The sequence below is a fragment of the Paenibacillus sp. J22FR21 genome (assembly GCF_056269135.1).
In genome coordinates this window covers 973,210-991,779 of record NZ_JBWDNJ010000003.1, presented here as the reverse complement: position 1 = coordinate 991,779, position 18,570 = coordinate 973,210, and the positions used below count along the sequence as shown (strand labels likewise).

At 50.8% G+C, this 18,570-nt stretch carries 18 protein-coding genes; 1 reads left to right on the top strand and 17 read right to left on the bottom strand.

What is annotated here, in order from left to right:
- The 8 genes from AC0YNS_RS14980 to nrdR form a co-directional block, all read right to left on the bottom strand.
- Positions 1 to 882 carry a carbohydrate ABC transporter permease gene (locus AC0YNS_RS14980; protein WP_475781774.1) on the bottom strand — a complete coding sequence of 294 codons (882 nt, stop codon included), beginning with the start codon at positions 880 to 882 and terminating at the stop codon, positions 1 to 3.
- Positions 875 to 2,302 (bottom strand): ABC transporter substrate-binding protein, encoded by a 1,428-nt coding sequence (locus AC0YNS_RS14975; RefSeq protein WP_475781773.1) that lies wholly within the window; start codon positions 2,300 to 2,302, stop codon positions 875 to 877. Before AC0YNS_RS14975 ends, AC0YNS_RS14980 begins: the two co-directional genes overlap by 8 nt.
- A 218-nt stretch (positions 2,303 to 2,520) precedes the next feature.
- The gene (locus AC0YNS_RS14970) at positions 2,521 to 3,633 is read right to left on the bottom strand and encodes a hypothetical protein (RefSeq protein ID WP_475781772.1); all 1,113 of its coding nucleotides are present in this window, start codon (positions 3,631 to 3,633) and stop codon (positions 2,521 to 2,523) included.
- Positions 3,630 to 5,096: an ATP-binding protein gene (locus tag AC0YNS_RS14965; RefSeq protein ID WP_475781771.1), complete on the bottom strand. Its 1,467-nt coding sequence runs from the start codon at positions 5,094 to 5,096 to the stop codon at positions 3,630 to 3,632. The genes AC0YNS_RS14970 and AC0YNS_RS14965 overlap by 4 nt, the downstream gene beginning before the upstream one ends.
- Complete coding sequence (locus AC0YNS_RS14960; protein WP_475781770.1) at positions 5,097 to 5,792, bottom strand: response regulator; 696 nt, start codon at positions 5,790 to 5,792, stop codon at positions 5,097 to 5,099.
- A gap of 146 nt (positions 5,793 to 5,938) precedes the next feature.
- Entirely contained in the window at positions 5,939 to 6,202 is a 264-nt protein-coding gene (locus AC0YNS_RS14955; RefSeq protein WP_475781769.1) for a MerR family transcriptional regulator, read from the bottom strand.
- Between the two features lie 33 nt (positions 6,203 to 6,235).
- Positions 6,236 to 6,898: a GOLPH3/VPS74 family protein gene (locus AC0YNS_RS14950; RefSeq protein ID WP_475781768.1), complete on the bottom strand. Its 663-nt coding sequence runs from the start codon at positions 6,896 to 6,898 to the stop codon at positions 6,236 to 6,238.
- A 160-nt stretch (positions 6,899 to 7,058) separates the two neighbouring features.
- A complete protein-coding gene (nrdR, locus tag AC0YNS_RS14945; RefSeq protein WP_091214235.1) occupies positions 7,059 to 7,523 on the bottom strand; it encodes a transcriptional regulator NrdR in 465 nt (154 codons plus the stop codon).
- 136 nt (positions 7,524 to 7,659) lie between these two features.
- Here nrdR and AC0YNS_RS14940 point away from each other — a divergent pair, with 136 nt between their 5' ends.
- On the top strand, positions 7,660 to 7,869 hold the full coding sequence (locus AC0YNS_RS14940) for an alpha/beta-type small acid-soluble spore protein (protein ID WP_090981608.1): 210 nt from the start codon (positions 7,660 to 7,662) through the stop codon (positions 7,867 to 7,869).
- A gap of 55 nt (positions 7,870 to 7,924) precedes the next feature.
- Here the strand turns inward: AC0YNS_RS14940 and AC0YNS_RS14935 are convergent, their stop codons facing one another.
- The 9 genes from AC0YNS_RS14935 to pstB form a co-directional block, all read right to left on the bottom strand.
- Positions 7,925 to 8,509 carry a lytic transglycosylase domain-containing protein gene (locus tag AC0YNS_RS14935; RefSeq protein ID WP_475781767.1) on the bottom strand — a complete coding sequence of 195 codons (585 nt, stop codon included), beginning with the start codon at positions 8,507 to 8,509 and terminating at the stop codon, positions 7,925 to 7,927.
- Positions 8,506 to 9,105 carry a dephospho-CoA kinase gene (coaE, locus tag AC0YNS_RS14930; protein ID WP_475781893.1) on the bottom strand — a complete coding sequence of 200 codons (600 nt, stop codon included), beginning with the start codon at positions 9,103 to 9,105 and terminating at the stop codon, positions 8,506 to 8,508. Before coaE ends, AC0YNS_RS14935 begins: the two co-directional genes overlap by 4 nt.
- A gap of 28 nt (positions 9,106 to 9,133) precedes the next feature.
- Positions 9,134 to 9,871, bottom strand: coding sequence for an MntP/YtaF family protein (locus tag AC0YNS_RS14925; RefSeq protein ID WP_475781766.1), 738 nt, complete (start codon positions 9,869 to 9,871; stop codon positions 9,134 to 9,136).
- Between the two features lie 97 nt (positions 9,872 to 9,968).
- Entirely contained in the window at positions 9,969 to 10,841 is an 873-nt protein-coding gene (gene mutM, locus AC0YNS_RS14920) for a DNA-formamidopyrimidine glycosylase (protein ID WP_475781765.1), read from the bottom strand.
- A gap of 334 nt (positions 10,842 to 11,175) precedes the next feature.
- Positions 11,176 to 13,827 carry a DNA polymerase I gene (gene polA / locus AC0YNS_RS14915; RefSeq protein WP_475781764.1) on the bottom strand — a complete coding sequence of 884 codons (2,652 nt, stop codon included), beginning with the start codon at positions 13,825 to 13,827 and terminating at the stop codon, positions 11,176 to 11,178.
- Between the two features lie 466 nt (positions 13,828 to 14,293).
- A complete protein-coding gene (locus AC0YNS_RS14910) occupies positions 14,294 to 15,466 on the bottom strand; it encodes an EAL domain-containing protein (protein WP_475781763.1) in 1,173 nt (390 codons plus the stop codon).
- Positions 15,463 to 16,968: a GGDEF domain-containing protein gene (locus tag AC0YNS_RS14905; protein ID WP_475781762.1), complete on the bottom strand. Its 1,506-nt coding sequence runs from the start codon at positions 16,966 to 16,968 to the stop codon at positions 15,463 to 15,465. Before AC0YNS_RS14905 ends, AC0YNS_RS14910 begins: the two co-directional genes overlap by 4 nt.
- A gap of 155 nt (positions 16,969 to 17,123) precedes the next feature.
- A complete protein-coding gene (gene phoU, locus AC0YNS_RS14900) occupies positions 17,124 to 17,783 on the bottom strand; it encodes a phosphate signaling complex protein PhoU (RefSeq protein ID WP_475781761.1) in 660 nt (219 codons plus the stop codon).
- A 22-nt stretch (positions 17,784 to 17,805) separates the two neighbouring features.
- Positions 17,806 to 18,564, bottom strand: a complete 759-nt coding sequence (gene pstB / locus AC0YNS_RS14895; RefSeq protein WP_475781760.1) for a phosphate ABC transporter ATP-binding protein PstB — start codon at positions 18,562 to 18,564, stop codon at positions 17,806 to 17,808.
- Positions 18,565 to 18,570: the final 6 nt, after the last annotated feature.

Genomic DNA, 18,570 nt, shown 5'->3' with positions numbered 1-18,570 from the left:
TCATTCCATGAACGACCGGAAACGTCGCTCTACTTGCAGCAATCCCGTAACCAGCACCACAATGCAGCCCACCATCAGCGCCGCGGCAGCCGTCAGCTTCTGGATATCCAGCTCGAAGAACATGTTGTTCATATAATGCTGCAGCATGTAGATGCGATCAAATGGATAATTTCCTGCGAGCAAGTAGGTTTCACGGAAGATTTTGAACGAATTGATGATTGAGATCAGCACAACGAAGATCATAGTCGGCGTCAAGTAAACAAGAGTTATATGGAACAACTGTCTGAGCCTCCCCGCACCTTCGATCCGTGCCGTCTCGTAATAATCCTTCGGGATCGATTGAAGCCCCGCCAGAAACAAGATCATATCGTAGCCGATGTTTTTCCACATGTACATCATCACGAGCACAATCATCGACCATTTGGACTGCATCCAATCGATTCGCTCGACATGTAAGACGTGCAGCCAAGCGTTCAGCGTGCCATTCCAATCCAAGAAAATTTGGCAGACCAACACAATGGAAGCAACCGGAACGACCAGCGGCAGAACAAAGGCTGTTTGGAGCCAGCTGCGAAGCCAGACCTGCCGATTCAGCACCAGCGCCAGCGTCAAGGACACCACGAGCAAGAGCGGGACGCCGATTCCGGTAAAGAGCAGCGTATTGGAAGCAGCCTTGCGGAAGGAGCCGCTGGCAAGCAGCTCCTTGTAGTTGCCCAAACCAACGAATTTCCCGCCAAGCGCTTGATCCGTGAATGATTCATAAACCCCAATTATGAAAGGAATGACATAGAATATCGCAAAACCGGCCAGGCTCGGTGCCAAGAATAGCAGGGCTCTCCAGCCATCGCCACCGCGGATTCTCTTCAAGAGCTGCCTATTCATTCAGATAGGTTGTCACTTTGTTCTGAATAAGCTTGGCCACATCCTCGGCGGATTTCTGTCCGCTGAAATAAGCGGTCGCCGTTTCAACAATGACCTTGCCTACCTCGCCGCCCACCTTGGTAGAATCGCGTTCGACCGGATGAACCGCTCCGTTCACGTATGCCTCAAGCTTAGCCAGTTTCGTATGATCTACGTCGAAAGTTAATCCATGTAGAGGGCCTTCTTTATAAGCCTGCACGGTGCCTTCCTTCTTCAATTGTTCAATCTGCTTCGCAAACATCTGCTTGTTGATTGGGAATCCCGCTGATGTTGGCCGCGTTGGCACCGCATCAGACATCATGAATTTCACGAAATCCCAAGCTTCCTTCTTCACAGCTGAGCTTTCATTAATCGCAACATTCCGGTAGGTTTCAAAATACCCGCCGACTTTCGTATCCTGCGCATGCGGTTTGGCATACAAGCTCGTATTCTCGCCGACTTCGCGCAGAGAAACGAGATAATCCCATGGCGAGTTGATTTGAATGTCTTGGAAATAGGAATCCCTGCGGCCTTGCGAATCGATTAATCCGTCATCGAACATGCCCTTGACCTGTTTCATAAGTCCCGTGAAAGTTGATGAATCGAAGGATGCGCTCTTCTCGGCTGTATCGACGAACAAGGAATAGTTGTCATTAACCATGTTGGCAAGCATATATTCCGGACCGCCATAAACCAGCGCCGTGGAATAGCCGCCCTTGGAAGTCATTTGTTTGGCGGTTTGAATAAAGTCGTTCCATGACCATGATTTATCATCGAATTTGACGCCTGTCTGAGCGATGGCGCTGTCGTCGCCTGCAAAACCTTTGAGGAAGAAACTGAGCGGCATGCTGTAGAGCCCTTCGCCAATGCGCACATTATCGAGCACATTGCTGAAGTAATCCCCCTTCTTGAACGTCTGATCCGCCTCCATTATCGGAACCAGATCAGCCAGCAAATGATGGCTTGCATAGTTGTCGATAGGCAGTAAATCCGTTTGAATCAGATCGGCACCTTTACCCGCCAACAATTCGGTGTTCGTCGTGGTCACATATTTCTCCATAGCAGCTTCCAGATGCGAGTCATCTACACCGACGTCCTGCAGTTTAATGGTGATATTCGGATGCAGTGCTTCGTATTTCTTCTTGGCTTCCTTAAACCTGTCGTCAGGGAAGAAGGTCGAGAATACGATTGTTTTCTTGGCCTTGTCGTTGTCATTGGTATTCCCTCCGGCATTCCCATTGTTAGTACCGCCTTCGTTACCGACATTCGTCGTATCACCGGCGTTCCCTGTATCCTGAACAGTTCCGCCCGGCTTATTGTCTGTTTGTGCGTTAGTGCCGCTGCATGCAGCCAGATTGAAGATTAACAGCAAGCTGGCGAGCCCGTGGATTCCTTTGTTCATATCCAGTTCCCCTTCCCTTTCCCGCCGAATCCCATGTAGCTGATCATTCGACGACTTCTATACTTTAAGCCATCGATGTCACCAACACTTCTTCAACTTGTAAACAAGTTGTCACCAAGAAGGGCATACGCGTTCACGCCAAAAAAGCATCTTGTCTTAGGCAACTGCATCTCAGCTTGGATGCGTACCTTGGGCAAGATGCTTCGTTAAACCCGTCCTCATTGAAATTGAATGATTAAAGGCCCGCTGTCTTGTGTTTCGATAGCAGGTGCTGCCTGCGTTGCAGATGTTTCATATGGCTTTCGTCCTTGTACGAGCAATCTGCTGCCATCCGGACTCCAGCCCATTTCTATGGGCACCAGACCCCGATAGATCGTCTGTTCTTGCAGCACGTTATTGCCTTGGAGCTTAGCTGCTTTGATGGCGACCTGATCTGTCGTGAACGCGATCCATTTGCGATCGCTCGACAGCGCGAAGCTGCCGACACGATCATGCAGCACGTTGATCTCAGCAGTACGCAGATCATACACAAACAGGGTGTCATCCGTTCCGACGAATGCTGTTTGTTCGTTACTCAGCCATGCCGGCCGCGTATCGTGGCTGATTCTGTGCTCATACCTTTGTTCAAAGTGATCGCCCTGCCACGAGCCAATCAGAAGTCCAGAATAACCATTCTCTTCCTTCATGATACAAACGTTCCGGCCATCACCCGATATCATAACCGATTGGATGCTGTAGGAACGATTCCAGTCCGGAATCGAATAATGCTTCTGCGTGCCAAGCTTCGTATCATAGACACCGATATAATCACCGCTGTCATCTATACCAACATACGAAACATAGTTGTCCGTACCTGACCACATCAATCGCCCTGTCCCAAGTCTCGAGAACTGCACGGTCTGAACCAGCTTCTTCCGTTGATCCGTTAATGAGATGATCCATAGCGACAAGCCATCCCTCGTCGATGAATACCCTGAAACATAGCCGCCACCTGGTGATAGGCCATCTGCCTGAATCGAAGCATCGTCCGTAAGCATAGGCAGCTTCTCTGATTCTGAATAAGGCGGAGCAAAACGTTCATGCGCGAGCCCAATGGTAGAGACATGATCAACGGTTTGAGGGCCGCTCCATCCGTAGCTACTTTTCTCATTAGATAATGGGAGTCGGTAGATCGTCTTCACAACAAACGGCTGGCTGTCAGGTAAGCCAGCATCCTCTTCCCCCGAATCCGGAATAATGATCGTTTCGGATTTAAGATCACGCATACAGCCTGTCAACAGGACTGCCAACAGGATGAATGCACAGCCAATGGACATTATTCGTAAGTTCATTCCGTTGCATCCTCCTCTGTCAGGTGCTGCGGCAAATTCACATAAACAACCGTTTCCCCGTTCTTACTGATCATATCGATGCTTCCGTTCATCTCGTGGACAATGGACTGGGCTATGCTGAGACCGAGCCCCACGCTGCCCGCTTCCTTCTGCTTGCTGTCCCCAAGGAAGAACGGTTCGAAGATGCGAGCCAACTGGTCTGTGGGAATGGTCTCTCCTTGATTCACGATAGCAAGACGTATGAATCCTGAATCATCCAATACAGCGTTCATGCCAATTTCCGAATGCGCAGAGCTGTACTTAATCGCATTGTCGAGCAAGTTAATGATCAACTGGCGGAGCTTGTCCGCCTGTGCCAGCACAACCAGACCTTCCCCGGCCTCTACGGCAATCGTCTTCTTGTATCGCTGTGCCTTAAATGTCATGGCTTCGCACACATCGCGTAGTGTGATACCCACGTCCACGCGCACCCGCTCCTGCCAACCTTCCTTCTCTTGCGAAACTTCCAGCAGCGAAAGCACCATACCGTGCAGCCGCTGGCTCTCCTCGACAATATGATCCATACCTTTGCGGAAGAAAGCCATATCGCTTTCACCATTCTCTCGAATCAATTCCGCATAACCCAATATTGAAGTAAGGGGCGTCTTCAGCTCATGGGTCACCTTGTCGAAGAAATGCTTTCGCTGCATATTGACCGTTTCCAGCCGATCCCGATCGCGCCCGATTCGTTCGATTTGGCTGCTGATTCGTCCGATCATCGCGTTGAAGTTGCCGGCAAGCAAGCCGATTTCGTCTCTGCGCTTGAACGACAGCCGGATCGCTAAATTCCCGTTCTTCACCTCTTCAGACGCTTTGGCCATTTTGACCAATGGTATGGTGATATGTCTCGAGAGCAAATACGAGAACAAGAACGCAGCGGCGAAGATCGCGAGCGCAAAGTAGAAGATTGCATCCAATATGCGTCCGCTCTGCTCATAGAGCAGGTTAAAGGATTTGGCATATCGCAGAATACCGACCTTTACGCCGTCGATCATTACGGGATAGGCATAAACGACGGATGCCGTGCCCTTGTCATACGAAATCGTATAGGCTGTCACACCTCGCAAAGCTTGTTTGAGATCATCCGTAGATACACTTTTGAAAGCGACCGGATTCGTGGAGTGCAGCAGTACGCCGTCAACCGTATAGGCGCTCACTTCGCTTGAGGTTGCGTAATGCAAATCACTTGCGATCTCCTCGGCAATTTGACCGAAATAGAGATCATTGTTCGTAAAATGATTCATCAAGAAAGCCTGACGCACATAGCCGTTACTATTCTTCTTGAGTCCAATCAGATCCTCGGTAATAATATTGCGATTACTCGTTTGGATGATTTGGGAGACCGTCTGATTAATGAGCACGAACGCGAAGCAGAAAATAAGAAAGAAGCCGACAATGAATTTAGCGCGGATCGATCGGAACATCTACGTCGTCCCTTTCTCGAATTTATAGCCGATGCCGAATACGGTCGTTATGTATTCATTCGCGTCCAGCTTCTTCCGCAGCCGCTGAATATGGTTATCGACCGTTCTCGTTTCTCCCGCGTACTCATAACCCCATACCAATTCCAGCAGCTCCTCTCGCGAGAAGATCCGTCCTCGATTGCCGCACAGCTTGATAAGCAAATCGAATTCCTTCGGCGTCAGATCGATAAGTTCTTCGCCCTTGCGGACGATTCGTTCACTCTTGACGATTACGACATCGTGGAACCGAAGTGGCTGCTCCTCTTCTGCTTCCTCCACGCGATTCGCATTCGCTAGTCGCCGAAGAATAGTACGGATGCGTGCGATGACTTCTCGCAGATCGAACGGCTTCGTAATATAATCGTCGGCTCCGAATTCCAGGCCGAGGATTTTGTCCGTAATATCTGATTTTGCCGTGATCATCACGATTGGGATGTTGGAATCTGCCGTGACGCGTTTGCATAGTTCCAGGCCGCTCTGATCAGGCAGCATCCAATCCAGTAGAAGCAGATCAGGGTTGAATTGCTCAAGCGCCTCGATGCCTGCTGCTCCGTTTGAGGCAATCCTAGTCAGGAAACCTTCTCTCGTTAATCCATATGCGAGCAAATCGGCAATCGCCGTCTCGTCCTCGATGATGAGAATTTTCGTTTTATCCATACTTGAAAGCCTCCTCTCTCCACGTTCACCTTACTATAGATGTAACGCTTTATCATCCTTTCTGTCAAACGGACAGCCCGCGCAGCTTCCTTTCCACCATGATGACAAAATAAAAATGCACCCTAATGGGTGCACCGCACTATCCCTTACCTAACACGATAGCGTTCTATAATATCCTGAATCGTCATCCCGTCCCGCTCCTTGCATAAGACAATTTCCTCAAGCCGCTGCAGCGACTGTTCCCTGGGGTATCGTCTTACAAGGCCGACATCCAACTGCTCGAACGGCAGCAAGCCGATCTCTGCATAATACTTCAGCGTGCTGTATCGCATGCCGGATAATTGAACAAGCTCGCTTATCGTGACTAGCTCGGATGACATAATCTTCTCTAAGCTTCTGCGTCTGGACATGGCTCTCTCCTCACGTCACAACAGCACCCGCACCTATGATGAGGATGCTTCCATCTCTTCGAGGGCTCTGCGAATCAATTTGATGTTCTTCCATTCCTCGTGCTGCGTTTCATGCAGCTCTGAGAGCTTTCTCTTCAGCTCGCTTTGCTCATAACCTGAGAAATAAACCTTTAGCTGCTGCGAGGTCTCCATCATCATGGCCAGCATGGCGGTTTCTTTGGTCACCGGTCCGTCCTCCAACAGTTCTGCCCGAAGTCGCTGAATAACGGGATCCTTGTGCTCGGGAGTGGTGACATAACGATGATAGGGGAACATGTAGAGGAATTTCCGCTTCTCCATCGCAAGCGCGCCTTCGTCAAACAATGATTTCGTCAAGGACCCAAACATCGTTTGGCGCAGCCTATACCTCATGTAGAAGTAATGGATCCAGCCCTTTAATTTCTTAGGCCTGCGAGCATTCGACAAGCTATCCTCCAGCGGAATGAAATTCAGGTAGGAGTTGTCAACAGCATGATCGGCTATGCGGAGGTACCCTTTAGCGTCCACAAGAACACGCTCATTCAGCATTAGCTCAATAATGGCTGCACCGACCACGTACACCTCCAAATTGGTTCGATTGAAAGTATGCTTCCGATGTTCCCGGATATCTGAGGCTACGATAGCAAATTGCTCTGTAAGGCCATATTCTCGGTTCACGGAAATCCCCTCCGTCAATTTACTTACTACTTACTACTTACTACTTAGAACATACCATATCATACCAACGTCGTACACTCCTATCTGCCGATTGGACATAAAAAAACCTGCAAACCACTACGATCGTGGTTGCAGGCTTCCGATGCTCGTCCAAGCTATCTTAATTCAAAGGATGCTTGTTCAGCAGGCTATTCAATTCCTTCATAAACATGTCAATATCCTTGAACTGGCGGTATACCGACGCGAATCGGACATAAGCCACTTCGTCCACCGGATACAGCTGTGACATGACGAGCTCGCCGATTTCACGGCTCTCCACCTCGGCTTGTGCCGTCGTGCGAAGCTCTTTCTCCGCCTCGGACACGATAATTTCCAGCTGATCCACGGAGACGGGACGTTTCTCGCATGCACGGATAAGACCGCGCAAAATTTTGTCGCGACTGAATTCTTCCCGGCTGCCGTCTTTCTTGATGACGATCAAGGGCGTTTCTTCCACCATCTCAAAGGTCGTGAACCGCCGCGTGCATTTCTCGCATTCACGGCGACGGCGTATCGATTTATTTTCGTTAGCGGGTCTGGAATCGAGCACTTTCGTCCCAGCATAATCGCAATACGGACATTTCATCGTCTAAAGCTCCTCCGTCTACATGCATAGTGAATACGAAATAACACGTTATTAATCGTTTCCCAATCGTTACCTGTAATGAAAAATGGTCTAACGCACATAATACAGTTACCAACCGCAAGGAGGTGAACGACAAATGGCCAACAACGGTAGCAGTCAACTCGTTGTACCACAAGCAGGTGCTGCATTAGACCAAATGAAATATGAGGTCGCACAAGAGCTGGGTATCTCCCTTCCATCCGATGGATACTACGGTAACATCACAACGAAGGATGCCGGTTCTATCGGGGGTAGTATTACCCGTAAACTAGTGCAAATCGCCGAACAATCTCTTGCAGGTCGATAATCGAAGATTGTAATCTCCAAGCTTTGGCTGGTTGCCTGTGGGCGGCCGGCCAAAGTTATTTGTTGCTTTCCAATAAGTCCGGATAAAGGGTCTTGTACTTATTATAATAATAAATGACCCGCTGTATATAGTGCCTTGTTTCCCCGAAAGGCACCTGATCCACCGTTTCCAGCTTACCGTCCCAAGTTCCGTCCGCAAGCCACCTTCTCACGTTGCCGGGGCCTGCATTGTATGCAGCGATCACAGTATACATATTGCCATCGAACTGTTGATTTAATGCATTCAAATACCAAGCCCCGATTTCAATGCTTACATCTGCTCGATTGGAGATCGCTTCGGTTGATATTTTGCCAAAGCCGCCCTTCTGAATAATCCAGTTTGCTGTGTCCGGCATCAGCTGCATAACGCCTATAGCGCCTTTACGCGATACAACCCCAGTCTTATAATTGGTTTCTACTCTAATGATGGCGGCCACCAAATGTGGTTCAAGCTTATAATTATCCGCACTGATTACGATATCCTCCCGGAAGTGGACAGGATACATCCAGTGGCTCATCCACTCCGAACGAACAAACAGCAGTACGACAAAAGCTAACGTAATAATTAGAATGACTCTTCTTCGAAGTTTTCTCATCGTCATAGCTGCAATCCCTGCCCACGCCAAAACTGTTCCACTTGCTGCGCCGTTTCGGCTATCGTTCCACTGTTGTCAATGACGATATCCGCAAGCCGTCGTTTCTCTTCAATATCCATCTGCAGCGCCGTGCGCTCCTCAGCCTGTTCCCTCGTCAGCGAATTACGCTGCATCAGCCGTTCGATCTGAATCTCCTTCGGTACATATACGACCATCACAGCCTCATACAGCGATGCTTGTCCGGTTTCATATAATAAAGGGATATCCGCTACAATTAACTGATTCGAATCTTCCGCCGCATAGGCGTTGATTCGCTCCCACATTCGTCCTCGAATCGCAGGATGCAGAATGCCTTCGAGCTTCGTCAACCGTTCGCGATTGCCGAATACCAGCTTGCCGACCTCAGCTCGATTCATCGTGCCATCTTCGTTCAAGACCGCTTGTCCGAATTCAGCAACAATCGCTGCCAGCGCAGGCTCGCCGGGGAGTACGACCTCCCTGGCAACCTGGTCGGCATCGATTAGCTTGGCGCCATGCGATACAAGCATGGCGCTGACGGTGCTTTTTCCACAAGCGATGCCGCCGGTTAATCCCAGTATCACTACGTTCACCTCAAGTTCTGTCCTTCACCTACATTAAACGCATAGCGCCCATTACAATCAGCATAATACCAGGCAGCACCGACAATGCACGCATGCCGCGCCAAGCTGCGAATCGGAAACCTAGCCGCATACCCGCAAGCAGGAAGACCCCGCTCGCCCCGGAAATGACCACCGCAGTCAATAGTGGATTGAAACCAACCATCGCTGCACCAAGGCCCGCTCCGAAGCTGTCGAGCGACAATGCGAATCCGAGAAGCACGGCCTCTGATGCCGAAATAATACCGGATCGATCCACGTCCGCCATTTGCGGCGTCCGCAGGATTTGAATCACAATGCCTAATCGCTTCAATTCCAGGATCACGATCGTGGATGCCGCCATCCGAATGTTGCCTGCCGCCATAACAGCGCCGGGACCATTATTCTCAGCGGAGGCGGATGATCCGGAGGCAGTTGCAGTGGATTCCTCGGAATCCGCCTCCGAGTCCCCTTCCGTTCTGCGCTTCCAATACTGGATGAGCGCCCATACGCCAATCAGCATCAGCAGGATTGCACCAATCCATTTGGCCACATCCGGCGACATATAACCGGTAAACAGCGCACCAATTTGCATGGACAGCCAAACAACTAATCCGGAACAAAAGGCGATAATGGCAATCGATGGCACCGGAATTCGGATGCGCCGAAGTCCGTACGTAACGCCAACGCCGAATCCATCCAAGCTAACGGCAAAAGCAAGCAGCAGCAATGATGCAGCATGAATGAGCAACTTGATGTCCCTCCCATGATGACGATAGCGCAGGTTCTGTGCACTCGCCTAGAAAACATGAATGGTACATCATATGCATGCCGCCCAGAGTCGTTCCTTATTTAGACAATGGCTTGACTACCTCACCGTTGCCCCGCTTCTTCGGAAGCGGCTGACATTTGAGGCATATATGCGTGCCTCTGCCGCCAACGACGGTCTTATCTATGCTTGCACCGCATTTGCGGCAAGGCTCGTTCTTGCGGCCGTAGATGAGCAGCTCATGCTGGAACATCCCCATTTCACCTTGGCCGTTCACATAGGACTTAATCGATGATCCGCCTGCATCTACCGCACGCGATAATGTCGCTCGAATCGCTTCATGAAGCTTCGTCCACTCGGCCGGCTTGATGGAATCCGCTGTCCGCTCGGGGTGAATGCCGGCCGTGAAGAGCGCCTCGTCCACATAAATATTGCCCAGCCCAACGATATATTCCTGGTTCAGCAGGAGCGGCTTGATCTTGGTCGTACGATGAGCCACTTCCTTCTTGAAAGCCTGCAGCGTAAATCCCTCATCAAGCGGTTCGATGCCCAGCTTGTTCAGTGGGGGAAGGGTTAAATCTTCACCCGGCGCAAACAGATGCATCGTGCCGAATTGGCGTACGTCTTTATAGCGCAGCTCCGTACCGTCTTCGAAATGAAAACGAACATGCGTGTGAAGTTCCACGGGTTCATCTGCTTCATAGACACCGTAACGGCCTTCCATACGAAGATGGGAGACCAGCACAAGGCCATCTAGCAGAATGCGCAGAAATTTCCCGCGGCGCTCTATGGACTCGATGGTATGACCCGCAAGTGCAGCAGCGAAGATCTCCGGCTCATGCGGTCGTTGTATAATACGCGGAAGCGACACGGTTACCCGCTCGATCCGCTTCCCCTTAATTAACTCGTTCAGCGTTCGCCGAACGGTTTCAACCTCCGGTAGTTCCGGCATTACATCGTTCCCTCCCAAGCCATGGTTCAGACCTCATTATACCTCAGCAAGGCCAAATCTCCTAGCCAAAAGCCTTCTTCCCTATAAGCCCCGCACCGAAAACTGCTTATAGTGAGTATGACTGCCAAATAAACTTGAGAATCCGACTTGTCCGTATAAGTACGGCCCATCCGTATCCTCAACTTGCAGCACTTTCTGTCCGCCGATAACGATGCTAAATTGAATGCCGAGAATAGCCAATTTGTAATGAAGAAAAAGCTCTAGAACGCCCCGCCGGCAATGTGCAGGGAGCGTACTAAAGCTTTCTCGATTTCAATGCTATTGTTGTAAATTTCTACTTCGCTTCATACCAGTTATCCCCGAAGCTGACGTCTGCTTTAAGCGGCACATCCAGCTTCAGCGCACCCTCCATGACCTCCGGTACAAGTGTCTTCATCAGCTCCAGCTCCTCGGCCGGCACTTCGAAGACGAGCTCATCGTGTACCTGCAGCAGCATGCGGCTGCGGAGACCGCGATCACGCAGCTCCTTATCCATGTTCACCATCGCCAGCTTGATGATGTCCGCCGCCGTACCTTGAATCGGCGTATTCATCGCTGTCCGTTCAGCGAATGAACGAAGGTTGAAATTCGATGCTTTGATTTCCGGCAAATAGCGGCGGCGCTCAAGCAGCGTCGTCACGAAACCATCCGTGCGGGCTTGAGCTACGATATTGTCCATGTAAGCCCGAACCCCTTGGAACACTTCAAAATATTGCTCGATAAACTTCGCTGCATCCTTGCGCGCGATGTTTAAGTTGTTCGATAGACCAAAGTCGCTGATGCCGTACACGATTCCGAAGTTAACCGCTTTGGCCTGACGGCGCATATTCGCATCGACTTGATCCGCAGTGACGCCGAAGACGTCCATCGCCGTCTTGGTGTGAATATCGGTATCCTCGATAAAAGCAGTCTTCATCTTCTCGTCCCCGGAAATATGCGCAAGTACCCGCAGCTCGATCTGCGAATAGTCGGCTGCGAGAATCGTCCAACCCGGCTCTGAAGGCACGAAAGCTTTGCGAATGCGGCGCCCTTCCTCTAAGCGAATCGGAATGTTCTGCAGATTCGGGAATTGGCTCGACAGTCGGCCGGTTGCAGCGATCGTCTGACGGTAGAAGGTATGCACCTTGCCCGTGTCGCGGCGAATCTCCTTAAGCAGACCTTCTACGTAAGTAGACTGCAGCTTCGCCAGCTGGCGATAAAGCAGAATGAGCTTCACGATTTCGTGGTAAGGCTCGAGCTTCTCCAGTACTTCTGCATCGGTCGAATAACCTGTTTTCGTTTTCTTCCATGCGGGAAGGCCCAGCTTCTCGAAGAGCACCTCTCCCAGCTGCTTCGGCGAGTTAATGTTGAACTCCATTCCGGCATGCATGTAGATATCGCTCATGTATTGCGAGATGTTCTTCTCCAGCTCTGCGCCAAGATCCTCAAGCACCGAAGCATTGACCTTGATGCCCTGCTTCTCCATACCTGCGAGCACGACAGCAAGCGGCTGCTCCAGCTCATAACAAAGCTTGCTCATGTGACCGGTTTCCAGCTCTTCGGTCAGCATCGGAACGAGTCTGCGGACGGCATCTGCTTTGGCAGCCAAATGGGCAGCCAGCACCTCTGAGGCCGGCACTTGGAACTTCGCGCCTTTTCCATAAACGGATTCATCCGTTTGAATGGCTGCCAGTCCATGACGCTGAATGAGCGCCGCTAACGTTTGGCTCGATTCGGTTGGATCCAGCAGATACGCTGCAAGCAGCGCATCGAAGGTCGTCCCGCACAGTTCAATACCAAGCCAAGACAGGACAAGCTCTGCCTTGTGCAGATCGTAGCCCTTCTTAGGCGCTTGCTCATCCTGGAGCCATTGGCGCACAGGAGCCGATATTCTCGCATCCATCAGCTCATCGTAAGTCACGACGACGACGCGTTCGCCGCTCGTCACAGCAAGTCCGATGAATCTGGCTTGATGCGGATTGTCGCCAATCGCTTCAATGTAGAAGCTCTCTGAGGTCGCGAGTATCTCCGACAACGCTCCGGCTGTCAACTCGCTCGCAGTTACAACCTCATAGTTAGCTTCTGCGAGTACAACCGTACCTCCCGCTTCCGGAAGCTGCAGCCGCTCAATCAGCGACTTGAACTCCAGCTTGCGGAACATGTCCCCAAGCGCGACTTCATCATAGCCGCTGTATACCAGCTCGTCCGCTTTGTTCTCAAGCGGCACTTCGCGATAGATCGTAGCGAGCTTCTTGCTCATAATGGCACTTTCCTGATGCTCTTCAACCTTTTCCTTCATCTTGCCTTTTATTTCGCTCGTATTGGCAAGTACGCCTTCCACGCTGCCGAACTCGTGCAGCAGCTTCAGCGCCGTTTTCTCCCCGACGCCCGGAATGCCCGGGATATTATCGGATGTATCGCCCATCAGACCCTTAAGGTCGATAATTTGCAGCGGCGTTAGACCGTAACGTTCTTGGATGCCGGACGGATTATAGCGCTCTACGTCCGTGACCCCTTTGCGCGTGAGCGCAATCGTGACATGATCGGAAGCCAGCTGCAGCATATCCTTGTCGCCGGATACGACTACCGTTTCAATGCCGCCCTCATCCGCCAATCGGCTGAGTGTCCCGATAATATCATCGGCCTCATACCCCGGCAGCTCGTATTGCGCAATTCCGAATGAGCGCAGCAGCTCTTTGAGCACAGGGAATTGCTCTGACAGCTCGGACGGTGTTTTCTCCCGACCGCCTTTATATTCCGCATAGCCTTCATGACGGAACGTGATCTTGCCCGCATCGAAGGCAACCAGCATATGCGTCGGCTTCTCTTCCTCCAGCAGTTTGAGCAGCATAGTTGTAAAACCGTACACCGCATTCGTATGCAGCCCCGACGAATTCGTAAGCGGCGGCATCGCGAAGAATGCTCTATAAATGATACTGTTACCATCAATCAATACCCATTTATCCATCCGACAAGCACACCTCACCTTATTATTCCTAGTGCTTATCATAGCATAAAGCGAACACACTTTCCCAGGCAGATTGCTGTGTGAAACCAAGTTTCAAATCATCATTCTGCCTCGGCACAGATTGCTGTGCGAAACCAAGTTTGTCGTCATCATTCTGCCTCGGCAGAGAATGCTGCGATGGCTCCACTAAATTAAAAGGTGGCATAAGGTTTCCCCTATGCCACCCTCTAACATTTTCGAATCCCTATTCCGCCATTATCTAACGAACCGTACAGGTCTTATTTCGCTCAAACTCTCGGCTCCTAGAATCTAACGAACTCCATAGGTCTTATTTGAGGTAGAGCGGCTCCAAACCACCTCAAAACCTTTAAATAAGACCTCTCTGGTTCGTTAGAATTATTTTGGTGGCCAGTTGGGGACGAATGAAGCTCATTTTACGCGATACTCCCCCATTCCCATCATTAGGTTATGCAATAGAAGGCTGCGGTCTGCCAAGCAGGTACCCTTGCGCGTAGTGAACGCCAATGGACTTGATATATTGAAGCTCGCTCTCTTCCTCGATTCCTTCCGCAACCAGCGAGATGCCCATTTTGGCAGCCAGCTCCGTAAACGTTTGGACCAAATGGGCCTTCATGCCGTCCTGATGGATGCCATGAATAAGTGAGCGATCGATCTTGATATAATCCGGCTCCAGCTCTACGATGGACTGCAGCGACGAATAACCCGCCCCCGCATCGTCGATGGCAATCTGATAGCCTTGGGTACGGTAATGCTGCAGAATCTTCTTCGCCGCACCAAAATCCTCAATGGAGCTGCGCTCCGTAATTTCGAACACAACATGATGCGGAGACAGCCCATACTTCTCCAGCAGCAGCATGGTGCGCCCTGTTGTGAAGGAGGGGTCATTCATAATCTTAGCGGTAATATTGATGAATAGCTTCTGCCCGGCAGACAATCCTGCACTTCCTTCGATTGCACGCTCCCGAGCCAGTAGATCTAATGAGTAAGTCAACCCCTCCTCGGAGGCAAAATCAAACAGCTGCAGCGGTCCGTCAAACCAGCGTTTATCGGGTAAGCGAGAAAGCGCCTCATATCCGTATGCAGCCTCGGTCCCGCATTGCAGCGAGATAATCGGCTGATAGACCGGATGAATGAGCCGCTCCATGAGAATTTGCTCCAGCGCTCTGCGCTTCAAGCTGCGCTCCGTCGCGCCGGTTGGCTGTCCGTGGATAATCGCGCGTTTAATGCCATCATACAGCCGCTCCTCCTCTGACACGATGCCGCCATTCAAGAAGGAAACACCTGCATGGAGCTTTAGCTCCGGAATCGCACCGCCGAACTCAGCGGCCATAAACCGCTCTTCCCAGTCGAGCTTCAATCTGCTGCCTATCGTTAGCAGTTCCTCTTCCGGTGAACCGAACCGCGTAGGAGGGAGAGAAAGGCATACGAACAGATCATCGAGCAGCCATAGCTTCGAAAGTCCGGTTGTACTGACCGAATCTTGCTCCGTCATGACTTGTTCGGCGAAACACCGCCACTTTGCATCCAGCTTCACCTTTACGTCTTCTAGCTCGATCGCTTTGCCCTGCCAAGCAAAATATATAATGCCCATCTGATTGGTTTCTCTAGTTACTGTCACGTCATTCCCTCTCCCAGCTGCTCTCCGAATACATCGCTGGCAACATAGGCACTGCCGCGAATCCTTTTCGCCTGCTTCTTTACCCGCGCTGCCGCTTGTGAAATTATTGCTGTAGTTAATGGAATGGCCCCATTCCAGCTGAGAAGCGACAACGATAACGTGACGCCCTCTTGCTGCACCGCCACCCCGCTCCGGTCAACAACGCTCGGTACATGAGCAGTCCCATAATAAGATTTAACGCCGCTATCGAACCTTGCAAGCAGCAGACGACACAGCTTCTCCGACTCCAATCGATCAGTCAGCATGATGAAATCATCCCCGCCGATATGGCCGATAAAATCATCCCGTTTCCCGCCAACCTGCGCAACCTCTTGAAGTACGGACGCGAGAAACCGAATCAGCGCATCCCCTTGGCTGAACCCGAAGCAATCGTTAAACCATTTGAAATAATCCAAATCCGCATAAATAATCGTGAACGGTCTGCCCGCATCGATCCGTCGCTGCATTTCGCGCTGAATAGACGCATTGCCCGGCAGTCCCGTAAGCGGGTTCGCAGTCCGCGCTTCCTCGGTTCGCAGCTGTGTCATGCACTCCAGAATCGAGCGCACCGAAGCTGCCCCAACAAATTTGTCGCCGCGCGTAATAAGGACAAGATGATAGAGACGGGAGATATCCCTTGCCATTGCAAGTTGCACAACTTGCTCCACAGGCAGCTCTGCATCCACTACAAGCGCTTCCTTGTCCATAATTCTGGCAATCGCTCTATTCCAATAGAGCGGCAGACCAAACTGCCCTGCCAGCAGCTGATTCATATTTTCTTTCATCACAAGCCCGATCGGCCGGCCTTCTTGCACAACAACCGCACCTTGAATATGAGGATTGGATTCGAACATCCGAGAAAGGTCGGAAACGAGCGAACCCGGCGCAAATATAGGCACCGACTTAGCTAATGACCCGATCGTCACATACGATGGGATACTGCTAAAGTAAGTTTCCTGCTGTTGCTGTTGCTCCTGCTCCTGCTCCTGCTGCTCATCCCGCTCCCCCGACCTGAAGCGGATCACCATCTCGTAGGCTTCCTTAATGGCTTCATACATACTAGCTTCAATGGAGCGGCCGTTCACCGCTGAAGGATAAGAAACAGCATGTCCTACTGCAAAATCCGGTTTCCCATCCAGCTCTTTCATATTCACGATCCGGTTTGCCTCGAAGGCTTTACATAATTTCATCTTCAACTCATTGATCCCGACTTGAAGCCTTAACTCCAGCTCCTTTGGTGCCTCCAAGCCGCAAGCTAAGAAATAAAACCGGTCGTCCCCCATCGTACTGTGCCAAATAAGCCCATCCTGTTCCATCACCCATTCATCCAAAACCAAGGCAACCGAGACAGGAGTACCCTGAAGCAGCTGCAAGGCAATCACACCAATGCCACCCTGATGCCAATTTTCCTGTAAACGATGCAGCATTGTTTTGTCTAATAATCCATAGCTGATTTCGTTCATATGAATCCCTCTTAGGCGTGAGTCTTTTTGACTATCCCTTATGTACCATTGTAGGAATAAAGTGTGATGGAAGTATTGTCCTATTGTTAACTGCACGTAAAAAAACCGCTGCCACGCCTTATGCGCAGCACCGGTTTTACCAAACTATTACAGATTTACATATTTAAATCCGGACGTTTGCCTGTCACGAGAAATACAACGCTTTCGCCGATATTCGTGGCATGATCGGCGATCCGCTCAATATAGCGGCCTACGAAGCTGATCAAGCTGCCTTGCGAGATGGTCTTCGGATTCTCAATCATGACGGCGAACAAATCACGGATAACTTCCGCGAACAGTGCATCCACTTGATCGTCGTCCTTTGCCATCTTGCAGGCGAGATTCACATTTTCCTGTACGTAGGATTGGATCGATTCGCGGATCATTTGACCGGCAATCTCAGCCATACGGGGCAGATCAACCAAAGGCTTCATGAGCGTCTGTCCTTCAAGACGTACAACGACCTTCGCGATATCGACGGTAAGATCGCCCATTCGCTCCAGATCAGCAGCCATCTTGAAGGCGATCAGAACGCGTCGCAAATCCTTCGCCACCGGTTGCTGCGTAGCAATCATACGAGCGCCGATCTCGTCAATGCTCTCTTCCAGCTGATTAAGCTTAATGTCCTCCGCAATAATGATTCGTGCCGCATCGACATCCACTTCCTCGAGCGCCTTCATCGCGCTGGCCAGTCCCAATTCGACGCGGTTCCCCATCTCAATCAGCTTCTGTCTCAGAAGCGCCAATCCCTCGTCCAGCTCTTTACGCTTGATCATCTTCGTCGCCTCCTGTGATGGATTACCCGAAACGTCCCGATATGTAATCATCGGTAGCTTTCTCGGACGGATTCGTGAAGATTTTGTCCGTTTGATCATACTCCACGACTTTGCCCATATAGAAGAACGCTGTCTTATCCGACACCCTTGCTGCTTGATGCATATTGTGAGTAACGATGACGATGCTGAAATCCTGCTTGAGCTCCGAAATCAATTCCTCTACCTTCGCAGTCGATACCGGATCGAGTGCTGATGCAGGCTCATCCATCAAGATGACTTTCGGTTTAACGGCAATCGAACGAGCGATACATAGACGCTGCTGTTGGCCGCCTGAAAGTGCAAGCGCTGAATTGTGAAGTCGATCTTTCGTTTCATCCCACAGAGCCGCTTTACGCAGGCAATCCTCAACGATTTCGTCTAGCTGCTTCTTGTTTCTCACCCCATGGTAACGCGGTCCGAACGCGATATTCTCATAGATGGACTTATGAAACGGGTTCGGGCGCTGCCAAACCATACCGATTTTCTGGCGCAGCAGAACAACATCGACACCGGCTTCATTCACATTCTCGCCGTCCACCCAGATCTCTCCGGACGTACGTACACCATCAATTGTATCATTCATTCGGTTCAAGCTGCGCAGAAATGTGGATTTACCGCAACCTGAAGGTCCGATTAATGCCGTTACTTCGCGCGGGGCGAATGCGAGCGATACGCCCTTGATTGCTTCCTTCTCTCCGTAGAATACACGAAGATCCTTGGCTACCAATCCTTCTGTTTGCATGTTCGT